Raw genomic sequence first — 22,634 nt, 5'->3', positions numbered from 1 at the left:
TGAAGCCAAGATTGTAACCGCTCAGAAGAAGGTATTGATGGCTTGAAGAACGTTGTACGTGTCATCCACAAGCAGCATCAGCGGCCATTTGTCGAAGGTGGTGCAGGGGTGGGAGATGCCGCAGCCCACCAGGTCGCCCACCTGCAGGCCCCCTTCGACGCCCTCCGGCCAGCGCAGGTAGGCGTGCTGGTCGTTCATCTTGTCGATCACGGCGCCCTCCGGCAGCGCCAGCGCGCCCGCGCCCGGCCGATGCGCGGCGATTGGCCGCGGCAGGCCCAGGTCGTGCGAGGCATCGCGCTTGCCCATGGACAGGATGGCCAGGTTCGGCTCGGGGAGCGACAGTACCGTGGTCCAGACTTCCAGCGCCGGCCGCAGGCCCTCCCCTGCCGCCTTGCCCTCGCGGCTGGCCAGTTCACTGGTCAAACCACCGTAGTAGCCGTGGTCATTGGTCAGGTAGCATCCGCTGCGCAGGATCGGCAGGACTTTCTTGCCTTGCACGGCCAGCCCGGCAAACTCGCGCGCCACGCGGTCGAAATAGGCCGAGCCGCCGGCAGAGATAATCACCTGCTCGCCGCCGAACAGGCCTTCCGCCGCCGCGGCCCTCAGCATTTCCGCCATGCGCTGCAGGAAGCCGTTGACCAGCTCCACATCGGCATCGCGGTTGTCGGTCACGACCAGGCCTTCATAGCCCTCGATGCCGGCCAGTTGCAGTCCGGGTGCAGCGGCGATGGCACGCGCTACCGCCATCACTTCCTCCGGATCGCGGCATCCGGCGCGCCTGCCCTTCATGCCCAGTTCAACCAGCAACGGCAAGGGCCGCGCGAGCCCTAAGGCCTGCACGGCACGCGCCAGGCGCTCGACGCCTTGCTGCGAATCGACCAGTGCGAAGAACTCGAAGGAATGGTCCTCCTGCATCAGGTGCAGTACCGCGCGGATATCGGCCGGCGCCACCAGTTCATTGGCGAGGATCACGCGCCGCACGCCAAAACGCGCCGCGATCTGCACCTGCGGGATAGTGGCCAGCGTGATTCCCCAGGCGCCGTTCTCGATTTGCGCCGCGAACAGATGCGGGCTCATGGTGGTCTTGCCGTGCGGCGCCAACAGCACCCCATGGCGCTCGCAGAAGCCGCGCATCCAGGCCAGGTTGTGCTGCAGTGCAGAAGCCTTCAGTACCGCCACCGGCAGGCTCGTGTCCGCCGCCAGCACGTTCCAATGCTGGGCGCCGATCATGTGCTGACGCAGCGGCTCCACGATAGGCAGGCCTTTCACGCCAGGCTGCAGGATTTGTTCATCGAGTTCGGGCAGCGCGTACATAAGTCATCCAATCATCGTCAGCCGGCCGCTGGCTCGGCAGTATTAAACGCCAACTGTGCGGCAAAGGCTCGCTTGTAGGCGGGGCGCGCTTCGCCACGGGCCACATATGCGGCCAGTCGGGGGAATTCACTGAGGATACCCGATGGCTTGAGCCTGAGCAGCACCGACACCATGACCAGGTCGCCCGCGCTGAAATCGCCATCCAGCCATTGTGCATCACCCAGGCGCGCGGAGAGCTGGCCAAGCCGAACGCGGATACGATCCATGATCAGGGGCAGGCGCTCTTTGCTCCACGGCTTGTCACCCTCCTGGAATTTGGCGATAACGATTTCCAGGATCGGCGGCTCAACCGTGTTGAGTGCCGCAAACATCCATGTGATCGCACGCGCCCGGGCATTGGCATCCTCCGGCAACAGGCCCGGATAGTGCGAAGCGATATGGAAAATGATCGCGCCCGACTCGAACAACGTCAGGTCGCCTTCCTCATAGGTCGGAATCTGGCCGAACGGATGCAGGGCAAGGTGCTTAGGCTCCTTCATCGCGGCGAAGGAAACCGGCCGTACCTCGTAAGCCTGGCCTGTTTCTTCGAGCGCCCAGCGGACGCGCGTATCGCGTGCCAGGCCCATGCCGCCATCGGGCGAACGTTCGAATGCAGTAATGGTTTTGTTCATCGGAGTCTCCTGGTAATCGAGGCGAAAATGCCCTTTCAGGAATGACGACGAATCACCAGCGGTGAAATCGACATAAGCCGTTGATCTTACGGCTGGTTCTGAAGCATTGCAGCAAACTGGGCAGGCGTCCACTTTTTCCTATCTGATACCTGTCCGTCACCCAGTTCTATCAACCTCAATTGGCCAGACGCATCAAGGACAGTGTCAACGGAAAAGAAGGGGCTCGAAACACGTTCGGCCACTTCCGCAACGAGTGCAGGAACATTTCCGTCCCTTGAGAACGCTTTCCGGTTGAGTACGAAGTATCGTTCTTCGGTTTCGGGACGGAGCTCCTCAAACTTGCGAATACATATCCCGCCCTCCACCGAGCCCCTGTATTGCGCAATCAGGGAAACCACTTCCGCGATCCCTTCAGGCGTTTGTGCGACCGACCCACGCTGCGTGGTGAGTGACTTGACGTAATCCTTGACGAAATAAGCTGGCCAATTCTTGCCACTGACAAGACTCACAAAGTCGGCGCTTCTTTCCGCCACGATGGTTTCGGGCGTCCACGCTTCACAAACGGGATACCACTCTGGCAAATAATGACACCGGCGGTATTCCTCGGCACTGGTCTTCATTTGCGCCCCACTCGCGGCAACGCCTTCAGCCACGAGCATACGACTCGGGCGTCATCATCCATCCTCGATAAACGACCTTCACGCCAGCCGGGAGCACCGGCCTGGCGCGGAACCGATCGCTCTCAAAGTCTTCAAACGAGAACAGGGAGTAAGCAAGGCCCGCCTTAATGACGGCAGCAAACTCTTCCGCGTACTCTTCGTCCACGGCTGATTTATTGAATGGATCAGAAGGGTATAACAAATACATTCGGGGCTTTCCAGTTATGGCAGCAGGAGCAGGTTTTTCAGTTGCTTTGCAACGGACTCCCTGGCCTTACCTGTTTTGAATATAGTTGGAATGTACAGCATGAAGCAACCCCAACGATACCGCGACCGATTCCTGTCCTTGGACAGCAAGTACTGCAACACTTCGCTGGCGGATTCGCGGTGAAACGCCCAGAGCACATGGTTGCGGTAGGTGATCGAAAAATAGGCGTCTGTGGGCCAGCTCAACACATGCTTGCGCCGCAGATGGCAGGAACCACATCGAATCGAGCCAACCGGCCAGCCGCTACGATTTTTGAGAAACCGCGAATGCTCCCAGTCGTCCGCGGAATAGCCATCAGGGAGTTCGTGAAGTGCCTTCTCGGGACGACCATGAAGTCCCTGGTAATAGAGTGCCGCATGCCACTTATGGCCGCATGAGTCCTGGAACTGCTGGTACTCGAACAAGCTGCTCTTCTGAAAAAATTCCACATCCGATTTCAGCTTGATGCAAACAACTTCGGCAAACTCGAATTCTGCGCGCTGCTTGCACGCTGGACAAACAATATCCAGATGGTGCGGGATCGGTCTCCATTCGTACGGCCTTGTCATCTTTGACAAGGGCTGAGAAATTGCGCGAGAACGTTTTGCCAGAGCACCTGCGGAGGAATGCCTGCATAGCCGGACTCCTGCGCATCATTACACTCGATCACGATCCAACGCCCATTTGCGGTTTTTGCGAAATCTGCTACGAGGAATGGCACATCAAGGCGCGCGGCGGCTTGCCTGGCGACCTCTAGCCCGGCATCAACATCGGCGCAATGATACGGAGCGACCTGGTACCAGTACCGCCCCCAACCGACACACTTGCCATGCCACCAGAATGATCGATACTCCATCGACGGCTTAACCTTACCTGGGACACTGCCCTCCACCGACATAAGTGGGACAAACTCTCGAATTACCGGCTTCTGCCAGTGCAGGATCGGATCGTTACGATACTTCTCCGAAACCAATGCATAGTGCTCACGGCTTTGAATGACAGACAGATCAGGATTATGCTTGCTCGTTTGCCTGGAGCCCTTCATGAAGACTGGCCACTGGAAATCTTGTTCGATTTCTTCCACGTGCGGCAACGCATCAAAGACCTGGGTTCGCGGCGTGAGCCCTTCCAGGTAGGGATACCAGTGTTCAAGTTCACTGGCGCGGGAGTGCTCGTCCGGGGAGTTCACGAGGCGTAGCCCCATGTCCAGCTTCTCCCTGAATTCGGCTGCGTAATCGTCGATAGGGCCGATCCTCAAGATGCACAGCGACTCGCCCTCGACCTGATATGGATGATCGCATGCAAAGTGCAAATCGAAGTTGAAGTCGTATGCGGATACGCCCACCACGTCGCTAACAACGAAAAGCTTTTTCTCAATACGCGCAACGTTCACCCTGCTCAATGCATAACCCATTCTATGCGCAATGTTGTGGTCATGAGGCTAATATGTCGCCCACATCAACTGAGCGGGACGTCGCCTCAACCATTCCGGACTGGGCACGGTTGCCAAGTCCTCATAAACCTTAGGTGGGAATCCTCGCCTTGCCCTTCTTGTTGTGCAAGGCCCAGGCATTCTTCCAGTGATTTCGTTCGGATGTGCCCGAGCGAGAGTCCGTTTGAAGTGCGATACAAACTCACTCTCGGAATCATCATACAGACCAGAGAAGAGGAAATACTTTCCAGCTTCCAGCGACTTACCATCGAGAACCAATACCCTCGCCCAGATCAAGTAGACCTGGGGATCGTAGATCCTTAGTGCTCCCGGAAGTCTCCTGCGAAGTACTTCGATTTTTCCGGCCTCCCACAGTTCAATGGATGCGACTCGCCAGTATGCGGCTCGGCCGACGAAAATTCTCGGGCTTGATGCGCTTTCGAAAGCATTGCCAATAGCCTCGACTAGTGGCCATTGGAAATCAAAGAAGAAGAAGTATCCTCCAATGACCCAGCATTCGCCGGAAGGAAGCCACTCTTTATGCAAGCCGATCCACCACTCCCGTAGCTGACGCTTGGCTATAATCATCTCATCGCTGCGAAGTGCTTCAATGATACTTCTAGCGGTCGGCCTAACTTTCGTATTCCCTGACGAACTTGGCGTTTCAAACGGCGCCGCAGCCGAGGCCACAGGGCCTTCCCGGCTCTTTCTGCGATCGAAGACTTCAATCAGCTTTTTCAGTATTCTCATTGCGTTGAGCCCCCCCCGACATTTCTTAAAGGCGATAGTCCCCAGCGCCAGTCCTATGCTGGGGTCAAGCAGCAAGAATGCTGCAGAGATCGCGAAGCCATACGGCTCATTCGACATGGCACTTGCGATAGCGCCGGCAATGCCACACAGAAATGGCGGGGCAAAGGAGAAGTTACCTTCGTGCCTTGTGACGATATATGCAATGAGGGACAGCCAATTCAACGCGATAATCGCGGCAACTGTCCACATCACGACAATGCTCAATGCCATAAACCGAGGATCAGTCCGAAAACGAGGAACTGCGCAGTGTGGTAACCACCGTCGATCAGTAGCAGCTTGACGCTGCGGTTGGCGAACTGGTAGTTGATGCCGAAGCTGGCTGCCACCATGCCGAAGCCAGCCAGCAAGGCGTGCTTGATGGCATAGTCGAGCGTTGGCGCCGGGCCGACCCAGCGTGCAAACGCGAACGCCGCGAGAAGGGAAAAGACAAATGCCACGCCGAATACGCGTGCCGGATGGCCGTCCGGTTTGACGCCGCCGTTCTCGTCATTCCACATCTTGCCGAACACGGCCGGCGAATACCACAGGCCGCCCAACATGAAACTCGATACCGCGGCCAGCAGCGCGGCGAAAATATTCATGCCCATCATATGCATCGTTGCCCCCCAGCAAATTATTGTTGAGAATGAACGATATGTGAGCCGGGCAGCGTGCGTCAATCACTTGTTGTTGCAATGCGCCGAAAGCATTTCTCCCATCTTGCCACTGGCGGCTTGGCGGTCATCGGCCCAGGTCAGGGCGGATTCGGTGCCGCCGGGTTCTTCGCGGCGCAGGAAGCTGACGTAGGTGGAGCCTTTCTTGCCGGTGACGTGCATCAGGCGGACTTCACAACTGCGGCCGGTGGCGGCGGCCTTGGCGGTGCTCAGCACGTCGACCTTGATGACGGGACCGATGTGCGCTACCAGCGGCGCGCGCTGGTTCAGGATGTCGAGCAGCTTGTCTTGCGGGATGTCGCGGCTGCAGGCTACAAGCAGCAGCACGGGCAGCATTTTTTTCATGGCGCCTCCAAAAGAACAAACGCCGACCGGCGCGGAGGCCGGACGGCGTTTGGGTGTTGCGTTGCTCTTTGCTTCGATCAGGACATGTGCTGGCCGCCGTTGATCGCGATATTAGCGCCGGTGACGAAGGCCGCTTCTTCCGATGCCAGGTAGGCCACCAGGCCGGCTACTTCTTCCGGCTTGCCCAGGCGCGCCATCGGGATCTGCGGGATGATCTTCGAATCCAGCACGTCTTTCGGGATCTCCATCACCATCTTGGTGCCGATATAGCCTGGCGAGATGGTGTTGACGGTCACGCCCTTGCGTGCCACTTCCAGCGCCAGCGCCTTGGTGAAGCCATGCACGCCAGCCTTAGCCGCCGAGTAGTTGGTCTGGCCGAATGCACCCTTCTGGCCGTTCACCGAGGAGATGTTGATGATGCGGCCCCAGCCACGGTCCACCATGCCATCCGCTACCGGCTTGGTCATGTTGAACACGGAGTCCAGGTTGGTCTTCATCACGGCGTCCCAATTGACCTTGTCCATCTTCTTGAAGGTCATGTCGCGGGTGATACCGGCGTTATTCACCAGCACGTCAACCGGGCCGATGTCGCGCTCGACTGCTGCGATGCAGGTTTGCGCCGAATCGTAGTCCGACACATCGCAAGGATAGGCCGTGAAGTTATAGCCCTGGTCCTTCATCGTGGCCAGCCACGACTCGTGCGTCTTATTGCTCGGGGAATACGTGGTTACCACTTTGTAGCCCAGTGCGACCATCTTGATGCAGATCGCTTCGCCCAGACCACCCATGCCGCCTGTTACCAATGCAACTCGTGCCATTTAATGTTCCCCTATTTATTTAAACGAAAGCTCATTCCCTCTCAACTGCCAGTGCTACGCCCATGCCGCCGCCGATGCACAGCGAGGCCAGGCCCTTCTTGGCGTCACGGCGAACCATTTCATGCAGCAGGGTCACCAGGATGCGGGCGCCGGATGCGCCGATCGGGTGGCCGATCGCAATCGCGCCGCCGTTGACGTTGATCTTGCTGGTGTCCCAGCCCATTTCCTTGTTCACGGCGCAGGCTTGCGCGGCGAACGCTTCGTTGATCTCCATCAGGTCCAGGTCCTGTGGCGACCAGCCGGCCTTCTTCAGGCACAGTTGCGAAGCGGGGACCGGGCCCATGCCCATATAAGCCGGGTCGAGGCCGGACGAGGCGTAAGCCTTGATGCGGGCCAGCGGAGTCAGGCCCAGTTCCTTGGCCTGCCTGGCGGACATCATCATCACCGCTGCGGCGCCGTCGTTGATGCCGGAAGCATTGCCGGCGGTGACGGAGCCTGCCTTGTCGAAGGCTGGGCGCAGGCCGGACAGCGCTTCCAGGGTCGAACCTGGCTTCACGTATTCGTCCTGATCGAAGAAGATGCTGCCTTTCTTCTGCACGATTTCCAGCGGCAGGATCTCGTCCTTGAACTTGCCGGCCTTTTGCGCGGCTTCCGCTTTCAGCTGTGACTGCAGCGCGAATTCATCTTGCTGGCTGCGCGAGATATCGTATTTCTTGGCGACGTTCTCGGCGGTGATGCCCATGTGGTACTGGTTGTACACGTCCCACAGGCCATCGACGATCATGGTGTCGACCATCTTGGCGTCGCCCATGCGGAAGCCGTCGCGCGAGCCGTTCAGCACGTGCGGCGAGGCGCTCATGTTTTCCTGGCCGCCGGCGATGATGATGTTGGCGTCGCCGCACTTGATAGCTTGCGCTGCCAGGTGGGTGGCCTTCAGTCCGCTGCCGCACACCTTATTGATGGTATAGCCCGGAATGGCGCTTGGCAGGCCGGACTTGATTACGGCCTGGCGCGCAGGATTCTGGCCAACGCCAGCGGTCAGCACCTGGCCCATGATCACTTCGCTGACCAGGTTAGGGTCGATGCCGGTCTGGGCCAACAGGCCCTTGATGACATGGGCGCCCAGCTCTGCTGCCGGGGTCTTGGCCAGGGAACCGCCGAACTTGCCAACGGCGGTACGGCCTGCTGCAACAATTACTACATCATCCATTCTGCTTCTCCGGGAGTGGTTTGAAAATCATTCAATGCATTCTAGCTAAGTGCCATGCGTGCGGCCAGCTATGGCCTACCGGAACAGGGGCTTATTCAAAGCCACTTCTGTTGCCTCGCGTCCATAAGCCTGCGCACGGTCGATGGCGTGCTTGCCCTGGTCGGTTGCCATTTGCAGCAGGTCTTGTGGATGCTGGATGGCCAGGAATTCGTTGGAGGCTGCGGTCATGGCAGCAAGAGAAGCCAATGTGGTATCACGATGCCAGTCACAGATGCTGGCGAAGCTGGCGAGTTGCGCGTCAAAAGCCGCTTGTGCGGCGCGGGAAAATTCATCATTGAACGCGTACATGCCCATGCTCCTTCAGTTGTTCGGTGGCTGAGATACCGCAAGACTTCTCATGTTAGTGCGCGATTCCTGACAAACGTTTGATAAACATCAAGGCTGCTTTCATTTTGCATAAATCCCTACACGATGTCACGACAATAACTTGATACCGTCCAGCGTGGCGGCGCACTGCTCACGTATCACGTTGACGAAGTCGGACACATAAGCCTTGTGCTGCAAGGCTGGCGGCACCGAGACGAACAGGTCGCTCCACAAGCCGGTCTCGCCGATCGGACGGGCGCTGACGTAGTCGTAGTCGACGTAATTCTTGATCGCCCAGTTCGGCAATGCGGCCACGCCGCGCCGGCTTGCAACCAGTTGCAGAATCATGACCGTGAGTTCGGCGGTGCGGCGCTGGAACTCAATGCCGGCTGGACGCAGCACTTCGCGGATCAGGTCGATGCGTGTTTCCGGTACCGGGTAGGTGATCAGGGTTTCGCCCGCGAAGTCCTGGGCCGACAGGCGGCGCTGCGTGGCGAGCCGATGCTTCTGCGCCATGACGGTCAGGATTTCGAAGCGGAACAGCGGAAAGGTTGAGTACTCGGCGCTGTAGTCCGATCCGATCACGAGGTCAGCTGCACCGCTGCGCAGCAGGTCGGCGGGTTCGCTGTGGAAGCCGGACACCAGGTCGATTTCAACCTCCGGCCAGCGGGTACGGAAAGCATCCATCACCGGCATCAGCCAGTCGAAACAGGTATGGCATTCAAGTGCGACCCGCAACTGGCCGGTGTCGCCCTGCGACAGGCGCAGCACGTCGCGCTCGGCGCGCTCGACTTCCGGCAGCAGGGTATCGGCCAGTTTCAGCAGACGTTCGCCGGTCGCGGTGAAGCCGATCGGTATCGATTTACGCTCAAATAGCGGCGTACCGTAGCGATCTTCCAGCAACTTGATCTGGTGCGACAAAGCCGACTGCGTCAGGTTGAGCAGTTGTGCCGCCTTGACCAGGCTACCGGAGGAACGAAGCGCAGACAGCGTGCGCAGGTGACGAATCTCAAGCATGTATGAAAAGTTTTCAAGTGGATGCATAAAAAGTTTCGTTTTTATTATATGCCGTCATGCCGCAAACTGTACTTCACCAATATTTCTTAAGCATGACAAAAATGAAACTCGTTCAAACACATATTCCTGGCTTTCCACGCATCGGCGCAGCGCGCGAACTGAAATTCGCGCTGGAGCGCTTCTGGCGCGGTGAATCGTCCGAGGCCGCGCTGCAGCAAACTGCCAGCAATCTCCGTGCCCGGCACTGGGAAACCCAGCACCAGCATGGCCTGGACTTCGTGACGGTAGGCGACTTTGCCTTGTACGACCACGTAGCCAACCATATCCAGCTGTTCGGCTGCGAACCGGCGCGCTTCGGTTTCACTGGCGAAGAGACGCCACTGGCGCGCTATTTCGCCATGGCGCGCGGCGACAGTGCACACGCATCGTGCGGCTGCGGCCACAATGGTGCAGCGCTGGAGATGACCAAGTGGTTCGACACCAACTACCACTATCTGGTGCCGGAATTCAGCGAATCCACTTCCTTCGACCTGTACAGCAAGCGCCTGCTGGACGAAGTAAGCGAAGCCCGCGTCGCCGGGCATCGCGTCAAGGCCGTCCTGCTCGGCCCACTGACCCTCCTCTGGCTTGGCAAGGAACGCGACGCAGCGCCAGGCTTCAGCCGCCTCGACCTGCTCGATCGCCTGCTGCCACAATACAGCCGCTTGCTGATGCAGTTGCGCGTTGCCGGCGCCGACTGGGTGCAACTCGATGAGCCGATCCTCGGCCTCGACCTGCCCAACGCTTGGCGTAATGCCTTCGAACCAGCGTACTGGCTGCTCAACCAGGCGGGCGCCGAACTGATTGTCGCTACCTATTTCTCGCCGCTGGAGGAAAACGTCAGCCTGGCCTGCCGCCTGCCCGTCGCAGGCCTGCATGTGGATGCGGTACGCGCCGCCAGCGAGCTGACCAGCGTGGCCGACTGGCTGCCGGCGCACAAGGTGCTGTCGATCGGCGTGATCGATGGCCGCAACATCTGGCGCACCGATCTCGATGCAACCATGGCCACGCTGATGCCGGTCCTATCCAAGCGCAGTGGCCCGGTGTGGCTGTCGACCTCGTGCTCGCTGCTGCATGTGCCGTACAGCCTGGCGGCGGAACCTGCGCTGGACGACGAGTTGCGCTCGTGGCTGGCCTTCGCCGAAGAAAAGCTGGCGGAGCTTGCGCTGCTTAAAGCGGCATTGTCTGCCGATGAGCGAGTGTCGGGGCAGGTTGCCCGAGGATTCGCCGAAGCGCGCGCAGCACTGGAAGGCCGCCGCGCCAGCACCCGTGTGCACAACGCCGATGTGTCAGCACGCATGGCAGGCCTGGCGTCGGACGATGCCGCTGCGCGCCGCAACTCGCCATTCGCGCAGCGCCAGCATTTGCAACGCGAGCGCCTGCAGTTGCCGGCATTCCCGACCACGACCATCGGTTCCTTTCCGCAGACACCGGAAATCCGCATTGCCCGCGCCGCCTTCAAGCGCGGCGAATTGTCCGCGCCGGACTACCAACAGGCGATGCGCGCCGAGATCGCGCATGCCGTCCGCACGCAGGAAGAACTTGGCCTCGACGTGCTGGTGCATGGCGAGGCCGAGCGCAACGACATGGTCGAATACTTCGGCGAACAGCTCGACGGATTTGCGTTCACCGCGAACGGCTGGGTGCAATCCTACGGCTCGCGCTGCGTGAAGCCGCCAGTCATTTACGGCGCTGTGCAGCGCCCGCAAGCGATGACGGTTGGCTGGACGGAATACGCGCAAAGCCTGACCCGCAAGCCGATGAAAGGCATGCTCACCGGGCCGGTAACAATCCTGCAGTGGTCTTTCGTGCGCGACGACCAGCCGCGCGCCGATACCGCGCTGCAAATCGCTGCCGCCATCCGGGACGAAGTGCGCGACCTGGAAAACGCCGGCATCGCCATCATCCAGATCGACGAGCCAGCCTTGCGCGAAGGCCTGCCGCTGCGCCGCAACCGCTGGGATGCTTACCTCGCCTGGGCCACGAAAGCTTTCCGCATCAGCGCCGCGGTGGCTGCCGACGCGACGCAAATCCACACCCATATGTGCTACGCCGAGTTCAACGACATCCTGCCAGCGATTGCCGCGCTGGATGCGGACGTGATCACGATCGAGTCGAGCCGTTCCGCGATGGAACTGCTGGGCGGCTTTGCCAGCTTCCGCTATCCAAACGAGATCGGCCCCGGCGTGTACGACATCCATTCGCCGCGCGTTCCCGGCAGTGAAGAAATGGCCGAGCTGTTGCGCAAGGCTGCGAAAGTCGTCCCGCCAGCCCAGCTCTGGGTCAACCCGGACTGCGGCCTCAAGACCCGCGCCTGGCCAGAGACGTCCGCCGCCCTGCAAAATATGGTTGTCGCTGCCCAGCAACTCCGCGCGGAAATCCAGCTTTCATAACTTTGTACACGCAAATTTCTCGTTTGCGCCGAAGCCAAGGCCGTCATAGTATGTGTATAAGAACCTCCGCGAGTACACATCATGCGCACCAATATCGAGATAGACGACAAATTGATGGACGACGCGTTGCGACTAACCGGGGCCGCTACCAAGCGTGAAGCGGTCGAAATGGGACTTCGGACGTTGTTGCGGCTAAAGCAACAGGAGGAAATCCGGCGCTTCAAGGGTAAATTGCAGTGGGAAGGCGATCTGGACGCAATGAGGGTCGATAAATGATCCTGGTCGATTCCAGCGTCTGGATCGACTATTTCCGTGGCAATGCGACGCCTCAAGTCGAACGGCTTGATCGATTGCTGGGCAACGAGCCCATTGCTATCGGCGACTTGATCTTGACGGAAGTGCTGCAGGGCTTCCGTCGCCAGCGCGACTTCAATCAGGCCAGAAAGTTGCTTTTGACACTAGAGACGATCGACATCGGTGGTGTCGAGATTGCAATCCAGGCAGCCAGGAACTTCAGGCAATTGCAATCCCTTGGAGTCACCATCCGGAAAACTGTGGACACCTTGATCGCGACGCGTTGCATCGAATCGCGCCATGCACTGCTCTACAGTGACAGGGATTTCGACCCGTTCGTCGTTCATCTAGGCCTGCAGCCCGCATAAACACTGGGCTCCCCTCCCCAAGCAAGCTTAAGCAAAGTACAATGCACCCAGCCTGGGCCATGCCCGTTACTCTGCGATTGTTATGCCGAAAAGCAAGCTTCAAAAGCCTATCGAAATCAAGATTTCCACCGTTGTCGCCGTGTCCGCCATTATGTACACGAGCGACCTCGTCGCCCTCGACGCCGCCATGCATGAGATGACTGGCGGCGTTTCCGATTTCTTCGAAGGGGACCTGGCGGTCATCGACGTCGGTGACCTGGCGCCTGGCTGCGAACGCATTGACTGGGCGGCAACGATCGCCCTCCTGAAAAAATACCGCCTGAACCCGGTTGCCGTACGCAACGCCAAGCCGGACATGGTGGAAGAAATCCAGCAACACGGCCTGCAACTGGACAGCGGCAAGCGCGAAGAGGCGCCGGTCCCTGCTCCGAAGCCAGCGCCAGCTCCGGCCCCTGCGCCGGCCCCGGCTCCCACGCCGGCGGCACCAGCATTCAGCGGTACCATGATCATCGACACCCCGGTCCGGGCCGGCCAGCGCATTTATGCGCGCGGCGGCGACCTGATCGTGATGGCCGTCGTCAACAACGGCGCCGAGATCATCGCGGATGGCAGTATTCACGTTTACAACACTTTGAACGGCCGTGCCCTGGCTGGCGCTTCCGGCGACGCCTCGGCCCGTATTTTCGCTATGTCGATGAGCCCGGAACTGGTCTCGATCGCAGGTGTTTACCGTACTTTTGAGGATGGTTTCCCGACCGAAAACGCACGCAAACCGGTACAAATCCGGCTAAAGGGCGAGAGTCTGGATATACAATCTGTCAATTCCGCAAAATAACAGAACAGTAAAGGATTCTTTGTGGCACGAATTATTGTAGTTACGTCCGGCAAGGGCGGTGTCGGCAAAACGACTTCCAGCGCCAGCTTCTCCACCGGCCTCGCCATGCGTGGCCACAAAACCGTCGTCATCGACTTTGACGTCGGCCTGCGCAACCTGGACCTGATCATGGGTTGCGAACGACGCGTTGTGTATGACCTGATCAACGTGGTGCACAAGGAAGCCACCCTGAACCAGGCTCTGATCAAGGACAAGCACTGCGAAAACCTGTACATCCTGCCGGCGTCCCAGACCCGCGACAAGGATGCCCTGACCGAAGACGGCGTGGAAGCCGTGCTGGCCGAGCTGATCAAGATGGACTTCGAGTTCATCGTCTGCGACTCGCCAGCCGGTATCGAACACGGCGCCCTGATGGCGCTGACCTTCGCCGACGAGGCCCTGATCGTGACCAACCCGGAAGTGTCGTCGGTGCGTGACTCCGACCGCATCCTGGGCATCATCCAGGCCAAGTCGCGCCGCGCGCTGTCCGGCGGCGAACCGGTCAAGGAACACCTGCTGATCACCCGTTACTCGCCGAAGCGCGTAGAAGCGGGCGAGATGCTGTCGTTTGAAGACGTGCAAGAGATCCTGCGCATTCCTTTGATCGGCATCATCCCTGAGTCGGAGCAAGTGCTGCATGCTTCCAACCAGGGTAACCCGGCAATCCACTTCAAGGGAACCGATGTGGCCGAAGCCTACACCGACGTGGTGTCGCGCTTCCTGGGCGAAGAAGTTGAGCTGAAGTTTACCGACTATGAAAAGCCTGGTTTCCTGAAGCGTATCTTTGGAGCTAAATAATGGCCCTGCTTTCTTTCCTGTTCCAGAACAAGCCCAAGACGGCGGTTGCGGCAAAGGAGCGCTTGCAGATCATTATTGCTCGCGAGCGTAATGGCCGCGCCGGGCCGGATTTCATGCCGGCACTGCACAAAGAGCTGGTTGATGTGATTTCGAAGTACACCAAAGTGTCGGCGGACGATATCAAGATCTCGCTGGATCGCCAGGGCAACCTGGAAGTGCTTGATGTGAATGTGGTGCTGCCGGACGCCTAAACCGGTAAACCAGTGTCAGACCCGCAGGGTCTGACACTTGCCCGCGACGGCCGGTTTATCGGTTTTCCGCCCCTGCCAGCACCAGCCTGGCCACCCTGGCGCAAGCATCCACATGCTGGTAGCCAATCTGCCGGAAGGCAAAGAAACCAATAGTAGCTGACGCAATTTGACCAGCAATAGGCACCAGTTTGCCCGCCTGTTTGGCCGCAATCTTGCCCGCGCTGCGCTTCAACACCGTCGCAACCAGCTCGCGCGTGACAACTTTCCCCACCAGCATCCCGCCCAGGCTGATGACAGCCTCGTAAGCGATCAGCTTCAATTTCGGCTGCATGCGGTCGATCTGGGCCGGCGACAGGCCAAATTCGTGGTTGACATCGTCGATCAACTGGGTGAACAGGCGCAGATCCGACACCACGTCGATCCCCGGGATTGGTACTGCCGCCACGCCGGCCGAAACTGCTGCGCGGCGCCGCACTAGGCGCCTGCAACGCTCGCGCACCGCATCGATATCCGCTTCGCTGGAAGGCAACACAGTCCAGTCATTTTTCATGTTTCACCTCCAATCGACTTGCAAAAGCGCACCCTCTCCATTGTGCTGGCAGCCCAAGCAGTGTACCGTGTGATGAAGAACTGCCTCACACGGCACTCAATAGAATAGTGCTTTATAGCAATCTTTGATCAAATTGGTAACTATTTCTTGTAAATCTCTGTTATATTCGTGTGACTGCTTCTTAACATTATTGCTGTAAAGAACATGAGAATCGTTGTCCTTGATGCTGACCGAAGCCAGGCGGACCTGATCTGCCAGGTCCTGACTTCTGCTGGTCATGCCTGCCATGGGTACCAGACCGGGAAGGACTTGCTGGCCAATATGCGCAAGGACAGCGTCGACATGCTGATTCTCGACTGGCAGGTGTCCGATATGGATCCTGCCGAGGTCATTCACAAGGCCCGCGAAAAATTGCCTGAAAACGGCCCTGTGATGTTCCTGACCACCAGTTCCGGCGAAGACGATATTGTTGCCGGCCTGTCGGCCGGGGCCGAAGACTTCCTGGTCAAACCGCTGCGCCGTGCCGAATTGGTGGCGCGCGTTCAGGCTCAACTGCGCTTGGCCTACCCGAGCCAGAACGGCGCTGAACAGTTGCAGTTCGGCCAATATGTCTTCGAGACGCGTCCTGGCCGCTTGTTGATGGACGGGCAAGTACTGGACGTGACCCACAAAGAGTTCTACCTGGCTTTGCTGTTTTTCCGCAACATTGGCCGTCCGCTGTCGCGCGCCTATATCCACGAAGCGGTCTGGATCCGCGAAACCGAAGTCCCGTCGCGCACGATGGATACCCACGTTTCCCGCGTCCGCAATAAATTGCAGTTGAAGCCTGAAAACGGCTTCCGCCTGGTGCCGGTGTACAGCTACGGCTACCGGCTGGAAAAGCTGGGTTCCTGAGAGGGAAACTCGCTCAAGGTATAATGGCGGCTGGAATCTTCCGTCTGGACCAAGATGCAACTGCTCGCCGTCGGCCTCAACCACACCACTGCACCTGTCGCGCTGCGCGAACGGCTGGCGTTCGCGCCTGAGCAGCTGGGGACGGCTGTGGCGGCCGCGCGCAACTGGTTTGCCTGCGCGGATTCGAAAGGCGGCGACGAAGCAGCCATCCTGTCCACCTGTAATCGCACTGAGCTGTACGCTGCCAGCAATGCCGCCACCCCGCTCGACGCCGGCGCCCAGTTCCTGGCCGATTTCCACAAGCTGAATTACTCCGAGCTGCGCCCGCACCTGTACATGCTGCCGCAGCACGATGCCGTGCGCCATACCTTCCGCGTCGCATCCGGCCTGGACTCGATGGTGCTGGGCGAGACCCAGATCCTGGGCCAGATCAAGGATGCGATCCGTACCGCCGATGAAGCGGGCGGACTGGGCACCTACCTGCACCAACTGTTCCAGCGCAGCTTCTCGGTGGCCAAGGAAGTGCGCAGCACCACCGAGATCGGCGCGCACAGCGTGTCGATGGCGGCGGCGGCGGTGCGCCTGTCGCAGCGCATCTTCGACAAGATCTCCGAGCAGAACGTGCTGTTCATCGGCGCCGGTGAAATGATCGAGCTGTGCGCCACGCACTTCGCGGCGCAGAATCCGAAGTCGATCACTGTTGCCAACCGCACGATGGAGCGCGGAGAAGCACTGGCCCATCGATTCAACGGCAAGGCCATGCGCCTGGCCGAACTGGGCAACCAGCTGCACCAGTACGATATCGTCATTTCCTGCACCGCGTCTTCGCTGCCGCTGATCGGGCTGGGCATGGTGGAACGCGCCATCAAGGCCCGCCGCCACAAGCCGATGTTCATGGTCGACCTGGCCGTGCCGCGCGATATCGAGCCGGAAGTGGGCCGCCTGAACGACGTCTTCCTGTACACCGTGGACGACCTGGGCAAGGTGGTGCAGACCGGCATGGAGAACCGCCAGGCTGCGGTTGCGCAGGCCGAGGCAATTATCGAAACCCGCGTGCAATCGTTCATGCACTGGATCGACGACCGCGCCGTGGTGCCGGTGATCCAGGGACTGCAGGAAAATGGCGAAGTGATTCGCCTGCTGGAATTGGAACGCGCACGCAAGCTGCTGGCCAAGGGTGAACCTGTCGATGCAGTGCTGGAAGCGCTGTCCAAGGGCCTGACCGCCAAATTCATGCACGGCCCGCAGCAGGCGCTGCACCGGGCCCAGGGCGACGAGCGCGCCCAACTGGCCGAACTGCTGCCACAATTGTTCCGCGGCCGCCGTTAGCGGCGCCTCCCCGCAGCCTGCCGCACAAGCGGCACCCCTCCCGTTTTTCCGCGCCGCCTGGCGCTTCCTTCCGCATAGGACCCGAATGAAACCATCAATGCTGGCCAAGCTGGACCAACTGGCAAACCGCCTGGTCGAACTGGACGAACTGCTGATGTCCGAAGGCGCAACGTCGAATATGGACAGCTACCGCAAGATGACGCGCGAGCACAGCGAGCTGCAACCGCTGGTGGCGCTGTACAAGGATTACCTGCAGGTGCTGGGCGATATCGACGATGCGCAAGCGATGTTGTCCGATCCGGACATGAAGGAATTCGCGCAGGAAGAAATCGAAGCTGGCAAGGCGCGCCTGGGCGGGCTGGAGCTGGACCTGCAGAAGATGCTGCTGCCGAAGGATGAAAACGACGAGCGCAATATCTTCCTTGAGATCCGCGCCGGCACCGGAGGCGACGAGTCGGCATTGTTTGCCGGCGACCTGCTGCGCATGTACACCCGCTTTGCCGAGCGCTCACGCTGGCAGGTGGAGATTGTGTCCGCATCCGAAAGCGACCTGGGCGGCTACCGCGAGGTCATCGCGCGCATCATCGGCAATGGCGCCTATTCGAAGCTGAAGTTCGAGTCTGGCGGCCACCGCGTGCAGCGCGTGCCGGCCACCGAGACCCAGGGCCGCATCCACACTTCCGCCTGCACCGTAGCCGTGATGCCGGAAGCGGATGAAGTAGAAGACGTCCACATCAACCCGGCCGACCTGCGCATCGACACCTTCCGCGCCTCCGGCGCCGGCGGGCAGCACATCAACAAGACCGATTCCGCGGTGCGCATCACCCACCTCCCATCGGGCATCGTGGTGGAATGCCAGGACGACCGCTCGCAGCACAAGAACAAAGCCTCCGCGATGAAGGTGCTGGCAGCGCGCATCAAGGACGTGCAGCTGCGCGAACAGCAATCGAAGGAAGCCGCCACCCGCAAGAGCCTGATCGGCTCGGGCGACCGCAGCGAGCGCATTCGTACCTACAACTTCCCGCAAGGCCGCATGACCGACCACCGCATCAACCTCACGCTGTACAAGCTGGACATGATCATGGACGGCGACTTGAACGAACTGACGACAGCCCTGACCACCGAGCACCAGGCCGAGCAACTGGCCGCCCTCGGCGACTGATTTGAAAGTCGGGGTCAGGTCTGGCTTCTCATTAAGCTGTGCCAGACCTGACCCCGACTTAGTTTAAGGAAGGCTTCAGCGCTTTGTGCGAGAATTGGGCGGACTTTCAACCCTGATAACTTGATGACGATGAGCAACCGTAACGTTCTGCTGGCGATCGCCTTTGTGAGCTTTGGCATGATTGGCGCGGCAATGTATCTGCAGCATGTGATGTACCTGATGCCTTGCCCGCTGTGCGTGATCCAGCGCTACCTGTTCATCGCGATCGGCTTCGCGGCTTTGATCGGGGCCTTTACTTCCAAGCCGAACATTGCGGCGGGTGTTGGCCTGCTGGGCGCTTTGGGCGGCATGGGCGTGGCGATCAAGCAGCTGTGGATCCTGGCCCATCCTGGCCTGTCCTGCGGCATCGATCCTATGGAAACGATGCTGAACAAAATCCCTACCTCGGAATACCTGCCTTGGCTGTTTTACGCTGAAGGACTGTGCCAGGACGCGAACGAGAAATTCTTTGGCCTGGTGATCCCGATGTGGTCTTGCATCTGGTTCGGCATCCTGGCCGTCGTCACTGCGTGGCTGCTGCTGCGCAAGCGCGCATGAAAGACCAGGTCACGGCCGGTATCACGCTTGGCGCCTTGCAGCGCAAGCCTTTGCTCGATCCGGTCGACCAGCGCATCCTCGTTTGCCATGCGCTGGGCATCAGCCGCACGGCACTGATTACGCAATCCGATCGCGTGCTGAGCGCGGAGGAGGCGGGGCGCGTGGCCACCCTGCTGCAGCGCCGCCATGATGGCGAGCCCGTGGCCTATATCATCGGCCAGCGTGAGTTCTTCGGCCTTGATTTCGAGACCACGCCGGCGGTATTGATCCCGCGTCCCGACACGGAATTGCTGGTGGAACTGGCGCTGGTGCGCCTGCCGCCGCGCGGCAAGGTGCTGGACATGGGCACCGGCAGCGGCGCCATCGCCGTCGCTGTCGCCCATAGCCGGCCGGATGCCAGCGTTACAGCACTGGACGTCAGCCAGGAGGCCTTGGCCGTGGCTGCGCGCAATGCCCAGCGCAATAACGCTGCGGTGCGTTTCCTGCACAGCGACTGGTATGGCGCGGTGCAGGGCGAACAGTTCGACCTGATCGTCTCCAATCCGCCCTATATCGCGGATGGCGACCGCCACCTGTCCGAAGGCGACCTGCGTTTCGAACCCAGCGGCGCGCTGACCGACTTTGCCGATGGCCTGAGCGCACTGCGCACCATCATTTCCGGCGCTCCGGCCAGGCTGGCGCCGGGCAGCTGGCTGCTGATGGAACATGGCTACGACCAGGCCGCCGCCGTGCGCGCGCTTCTGTTGTCATCCGGTTACACTGATGTGCAAAGCTGGCAAGACCTGGCCGGCATCGAACGGGTCAGCGGCGGCCGCCGCCCCGGGTAAAATACGGCAACATGCGGCTTCCGGGCCGTTTTTGGGGGCCATCGTACGCGCTTTTCGGTTTTCGGTTAATCTCGCACCAATTTGATTTGCTGCATCGGAAAGGAAGCAAATTGTCCAATCTATTGACTCGCCGCCTGGCCTTGTTGGCCGACGATCAGCACCGTGCAGTGCTGGGCGGCGGCCTGCGCGGCATTGAGCGAGAAACCTTGCGGGTCCAACCGGACGGCCACCTGGCGCGTACGCCCCATCCCCTGCCCCTGGGCTCGGCCCTGACGCACCCGCACATCACCACCGACTACGCGGAGACACTGCTGGAGTTCATCACCCCGGCGGAGCATGACATCGCGACCACGCTGGAAAGACTGGATGCGATCCACCGTTTCAGCTACACCAAGTTGGGCGATGAACTGATCTGGAGCCAGTCGATGCCCTGCGAGCTGCCGGCCGAGGAAGACATCGAGATTGCCTGGTACGGCAAATCCAACCTGGGCATGCTGAAGCACGTGTACCGGCGCGGCCTGGCCCTGCGCTATGGCAAGGCAATGCAGTGCATCGCCGGCATCCACTACAACTACTCGCTGGACGAGCGCCTGTGGCGCATCCTGGCCGAGAACGAGGGCGCGACCAACGTGACGCCCAAGGCTTACCAGTCGGAAGCCTACCTGGCGACCATTCGCAACTTCCGCCGCTACAGCTGGCTGCTGATGTACCTGTTCGGCGCTTCGCCGGCGTTGGCCGAGGGCTTCCTGCGCGGCCGCCCGCACAAGCTGGAAAAGCTGTCCGGCGACACGCTGTACCTGCCGTATGCGACCAGCCTGCGCATGAGCGACCTGGGTTACCAGAACGAGGCGCAATCGGGCCTGCACCCTCACGAGAACAGCCTCGATTCCTATGTAGCCACGCTGACCAAGGCGGTCAACCAGCCTTACGAGCCGTATGCGAAGATCGGCACCAAGGTGGACGGCGAATGGGTCCAGCTGTCGACCAACGTGATCCAGATCGAGAACGAGTACTACTCGACCATCCGTCCGAAGCGCGTGATCAACACCGGCGAGCGTCCGATCCAGGCGCTGTGCAACCGCGGCGTGCAGTACATCGAAGTGCGCTGCATGGATGTTGACCCCTTTGAACCGGTCGGCATCAACGTGCAGACGGGCCGTTTCCTCGACGTGTTCCTGCTGTTCGCCGCGCTGGAAGAAAGCCCGCTGATCACGCCGGAGCATGGCGAACTGCTGGCGCGTAATTTCGCGCGCACGGTGAAGGAAGGCCGCCGTCCGGGCCTGACCCTGACCCGCGATGGCGAAGAGGTTACGCTCAAGCAGTGGGGCCTGGACATGCTGGAGCGCTTCAAGCCCGTGGCGGAGTTGCTGGACCGCGAGCACGGCGGCCGCGAACACATGGCGGCGCTGGAAGCACAGGCGGCCAAGCTGCACGATCCCGAACTCACCCCTTCGGCGCGCGTGCTGCAGTCGCTGCGCGCGAACGGCAAGTCGTTCACGGCCTTCGGCCTGCACCAGAGCGAAAAGCATGCGGCTTACTTCCGCAGCCATCCGCCAAGCGCGGAGGACGTGGCGCGCTTCAGCGAAATGGCGCGCGTCTCCATCGCGGAGCAGGAACAACTGGAACGTACCCAGACCGGCAGTTTCGACGATTACGTCAAGGCCTACCGGGCCAGCAACCTGTGCCCGAACCACTGCACCTGACCCTTGCTCACCTTCTTTAACGAACAGCACGCGCAACAGTTCGGCGGCACGGACCATCTGGTCAGGTCCGTACAGGCAGAACTGGAGCGGCGCGGGCTGGGCCAGATCGTGACCCCGCAAAGCGTGCCGCTGACCGCGCTTGAACGCACCCACAGCCCGCGCTACCTCTCTTTTCTGCGCAACGCGTGGAGCGAATCCCTATCGCATCCAAGTTTTGCGGGCTGGCCGGTTGTCACAGCCAACCAGCATGCAATACGCACCATGCGCACCGATATCGAGCCGGAAGATTTCCGGGCCCGTCTCGGCCTGTATTCGATGGATACCTTCACCGGGATCGGCGCCGGCACCTGGAGCGCGGCCAAAGGTGGCGCCGACTGCGCGGTCAATGCGGCGCATGCCCTGCGCGTCGGTGAGCGCGGTACCTTTGTGCTGACGCAGCCGCAAGGCCACCACGCAGGCGCCGATTTCTGCGGCGGCTACAGCTACCTGAATAATGCGGCCTTGGCCGCCCAGCACTTGCTGGATGACGGGATGGCCAAGGTTGCCATCCTCGACCTCGATTACCAGCACGGCAATGGGGCACAAGGCATCTTCTACGAGCGTTCCGACGTGCTTTGCCTGTCGATCCACGCCGACCCGCGCCATGCCTTTCCCTACTTTTGCGGCCATGCCGACGAAACAGGCGCGGGCGCCGGGCTTGGCTACAACGTCAACATCCCGCTGGCCCCGGGCTCCAATTCGCAGGCCTGGTTCGCTGCGCTGGAAACGGCTTGCGTGCGCCTGTCGATGTACCGGCCGGAGGCGCTGATCGTGGCCCTGGGCGGAAACATCTTCCAAGGCGAAGAGCACGGCGGCTTCGGGCTCACGTCTGCCGATTTCCTGCGCCTTGGCGAGCGCCTGGCCTGGCTTGGCTTTCCCACCAGCTTCCAGCTGGAGGGCGGGACGATCCGGCGCGAGCTGGGCATCAATATCGTCAACGTGCTGGAAGGCTTCGACTGCGCCATGGTCTGAGC

At 60.4% G+C, this 22,634-nt stretch carries 27 protein-coding genes; 13 read left to right on the top strand and 14 right to left on the bottom strand.

Annotation, left to right across the window (positions count from 1 at the left end):
* Positions 1-21: 21 nt before the first annotated feature.
* The 13 genes from ACN9MU_RS02565 to ACN9MU_RS02505 form a co-directional block, all read right to left on the bottom strand.
* The gene (locus ACN9MU_RS02565; protein ID WP_426167201.1) at positions 22-1,314 is read right to left on the bottom strand and encodes an amino acid deaminase; all 1,293 of its coding nucleotides are present in this window, start codon (positions 1,312-1,314) and stop codon (positions 22-24) included.
* Positions 1,315-1,331: 17 nt separating this feature from the next.
* Entirely contained in the window at positions 1,332-1,985 is a 654-nt protein-coding gene (locus tag ACN9MU_RS02560; RefSeq protein WP_426167199.1) for a glutathione S-transferase family protein, read from the bottom strand.
* 86 nt (positions 1,986-2,071) lie between these two features.
* Positions 2,072-2,605: an ATP-grasp domain-containing protein gene (locus ACN9MU_RS02555; protein WP_426344090.1), complete on the bottom strand. Its 534-nt coding sequence runs from the start codon at positions 2,603-2,605 to the stop codon at positions 2,072-2,074.
* A 25-nt stretch (positions 2,606-2,630) separates the two neighbouring features.
* Positions 2,631-2,852 (bottom strand): hypothetical protein, encoded by a 222-nt coding sequence (locus ACN9MU_RS02550; RefSeq protein WP_426344089.1) that lies wholly within the window; start codon positions 2,850-2,852, stop codon positions 2,631-2,633.
* A gap of 14 nt (positions 2,853-2,866) precedes the next feature.
* Positions 2,867-3,316 carry a hypothetical protein gene (locus ACN9MU_RS02545; RefSeq protein WP_426167195.1) on the bottom strand — a complete coding sequence of 150 codons (450 nt, stop codon included), beginning with the start codon at positions 3,314-3,316 and terminating at the stop codon, positions 2,867-2,869.
* 140 nt (positions 3,317-3,456) lie between these two features.
* Positions 3,457-4,305, bottom strand: coding sequence for an ATP-grasp domain-containing protein (locus tag ACN9MU_RS02540; RefSeq protein ID WP_426344088.1), 849 nt, complete (start codon positions 4,303-4,305; stop codon positions 3,457-3,459).
* A 27-nt stretch (positions 4,306-4,332) separates the two neighbouring features.
* Entirely contained in the window at positions 4,333-5,343 is a 1,011-nt protein-coding gene (locus ACN9MU_RS02535) for a hypothetical protein (protein WP_426344087.1), read from the bottom strand.
* On the bottom strand, positions 5,334-5,714 hold the full coding sequence (locus tag ACN9MU_RS02530; RefSeq protein WP_426336814.1) for a DUF1761 domain-containing protein: 381 nt from the start codon (positions 5,712-5,714) through the stop codon (positions 5,334-5,336). Before ACN9MU_RS02530 ends, ACN9MU_RS02535 begins: the two co-directional genes overlap by 10 nt.
* Positions 5,715-5,792: 78 nt before the next feature.
* On the bottom strand, positions 5,793-6,131 hold the full coding sequence (locus ACN9MU_RS02525) for a hypothetical protein (RefSeq protein WP_426320321.1): 339 nt from the start codon (positions 6,129-6,131) through the stop codon (positions 5,793-5,795).
* Positions 6,132-6,208: 77 nt separating this feature from the next.
* The gene (gene phbB / locus ACN9MU_RS02520) at positions 6,209-6,949 is read right to left on the bottom strand and encodes an acetoacetyl-CoA reductase (RefSeq protein ID WP_426167185.1); all 741 of its coding nucleotides are present in this window, start codon (positions 6,947-6,949) and stop codon (positions 6,209-6,211) included.
* 31 nt (positions 6,950-6,980) lie between these two features.
* Complete coding sequence (locus tag ACN9MU_RS02515; protein ID WP_426320319.1) at positions 6,981-8,159, bottom strand: acetyl-CoA C-acetyltransferase; 1,179 nt, start codon at positions 8,157-8,159, stop codon at positions 6,981-6,983.
* 75 nt (positions 8,160-8,234) lie between these two features.
* On the bottom strand, positions 8,235-8,507 hold the full coding sequence (locus ACN9MU_RS02510; protein ID WP_426167181.1) for a hypothetical protein: 273 nt from the start codon (positions 8,505-8,507) through the stop codon (positions 8,235-8,237).
* Between the two features lie 126 nt (positions 8,508-8,633).
* A complete protein-coding gene (locus tag ACN9MU_RS02505; protein ID WP_426336812.1) occupies positions 8,634-9,542 on the bottom strand; it encodes a LysR substrate-binding domain-containing protein in 909 nt (302 codons plus the stop codon).
* Positions 9,543-9,643: 101 nt separating this feature from the next.
* Here ACN9MU_RS02505 and metE point away from each other — a divergent pair, with 101 nt between their 5' ends.
* The 6 genes from metE to minE all read left to right on the top strand — a co-directional run bounded on the left by metE (position 9,644) and on the right by minE (position 14,559).
* Complete coding sequence (gene metE, locus ACN9MU_RS02500; protein ID WP_426344086.1) at positions 9,644-11,974, top strand: 5-methyltetrahydropteroyltriglutamate--homocysteine S-methyltransferase; 2,331 nt, start codon at positions 9,644-9,646, stop codon at positions 11,972-11,974.
* Positions 11,975-12,055: 81 nt separating this feature from the next.
* A complete protein-coding gene (locus ACN9MU_RS02495) occupies positions 12,056-12,250 on the top strand; it encodes a type II toxin-antitoxin system VapB family antitoxin (protein ID WP_426167175.1) in 195 nt (64 codons plus the stop codon).
* Positions 12,247-12,636, top strand: a complete 390-nt coding sequence (gene vapC, locus ACN9MU_RS02490; RefSeq protein WP_426167173.1) for a type II toxin-antitoxin system VapC family toxin — start codon at positions 12,247-12,249, stop codon at positions 12,634-12,636. Before ACN9MU_RS02495 ends, vapC begins: the two co-directional genes overlap by 4 nt.
* A gap of 82 nt (positions 12,637-12,718) precedes the next feature.
* Complete coding sequence (minC, locus tag ACN9MU_RS02485) at positions 12,719-13,471, top strand: septum site-determining protein MinC (RefSeq protein ID WP_426167171.1); 753 nt, start codon at positions 12,719-12,721, stop codon at positions 13,469-13,471.
* Between the two features lie 21 nt (positions 13,472-13,492).
* Positions 13,493-14,308, top strand: coding sequence for a septum site-determining protein MinD (minD, locus tag ACN9MU_RS02480; protein WP_130316191.1), 816 nt, complete (start codon positions 13,493-13,495; stop codon positions 14,306-14,308).
* The gene (gene minE / locus ACN9MU_RS02475; RefSeq protein WP_130316192.1) at positions 14,308-14,559 is read left to right on the top strand and encodes a cell division topological specificity factor MinE; all 252 of its coding nucleotides are present in this window, start codon (positions 14,308-14,310) and stop codon (positions 14,557-14,559) included. Before minD ends, minE begins: the two co-directional genes overlap by 1 nt.
* Positions 14,560-14,614: 55 nt before the next feature.
* On the opposite strand, the gene ACN9MU_RS02470 is transcribed toward minE, so the two are convergent.
* On the bottom strand, positions 14,615-15,109 hold the full coding sequence (locus ACN9MU_RS02470; RefSeq protein WP_426167168.1) for a hypothetical protein: 495 nt from the start codon (positions 15,107-15,109) through the stop codon (positions 14,615-14,617).
* A gap of 204 nt (positions 15,110-15,313) precedes the next feature.
* Here ACN9MU_RS02470 and ACN9MU_RS02465 point away from each other — a divergent pair, with 204 nt between their 5' ends.
* From ACN9MU_RS02465 to ACN9MU_RS02435, 7 genes are all read left to right on the top strand, one after another.
* The gene (locus ACN9MU_RS02465; RefSeq protein WP_426320308.1) at positions 15,314-16,003 is read left to right on the top strand and encodes a response regulator transcription factor; all 690 of its coding nucleotides are present in this window, start codon (positions 15,314-15,316) and stop codon (positions 16,001-16,003) included.
* Between the two features lie 54 nt (positions 16,004-16,057).
* Positions 16,058-17,332 carry a glutamyl-tRNA reductase gene (hemA, locus tag ACN9MU_RS02460; protein WP_426344085.1) on the top strand — a complete coding sequence of 425 codons (1,275 nt, stop codon included), beginning with the start codon at positions 16,058-16,060 and terminating at the stop codon, positions 17,330-17,332.
* Positions 17,333-17,417: 85 nt separating this feature from the next.
* Positions 17,418-18,494 (top strand): peptide chain release factor 1, encoded by a 1,077-nt coding sequence (gene prfA, locus ACN9MU_RS02455; protein ID WP_342115890.1) that lies wholly within the window; start codon positions 17,418-17,420, stop codon positions 18,492-18,494.
* 129 nt (positions 18,495-18,623) lie between these two features.
* Complete coding sequence (locus tag ACN9MU_RS02450) at positions 18,624-19,091, top strand: disulfide bond formation protein B (RefSeq protein WP_426344084.1); 468 nt, start codon at positions 18,624-18,626, stop codon at positions 19,089-19,091.
* Entirely contained in the window at positions 19,088-19,918 is an 831-nt protein-coding gene (gene prmC, locus ACN9MU_RS02445; RefSeq protein ID WP_426167160.1) for a peptide chain release factor N(5)-glutamine methyltransferase, read from the top strand. Before ACN9MU_RS02450 ends, prmC begins: the two co-directional genes overlap by 4 nt.
* Positions 19,919-20,028: 110 nt before the next feature.
* The gene (gene gshA, locus ACN9MU_RS02440) at positions 20,029-21,621 is read left to right on the top strand and encodes a glutamate--cysteine ligase (RefSeq protein WP_426320303.1); all 1,593 of its coding nucleotides are present in this window, start codon (positions 20,029-20,031) and stop codon (positions 21,619-21,621) included.
* Between the two features lie 3 nt (positions 21,622-21,624).
* On the top strand, positions 21,625-22,632 hold the full coding sequence (locus ACN9MU_RS02435; protein WP_426336810.1) for a histone deacetylase family protein: 1,008 nt from the start codon (positions 21,625-21,627) through the stop codon (positions 22,630-22,632).
* Positions 22,633-22,634 lie beyond the last annotated feature (2 nt).

This window comes from Pseudoduganella sp. R-32 (assembly GCF_049913245.1).
Taxonomy (GTDB): domain Bacteria; phylum Pseudomonadota; class Gammaproteobacteria; order Burkholderiales; family Burkholderiaceae_D; genus Rugamonas.
This window is presented reverse-complemented; position numbering and strand designations above follow the sequence as displayed.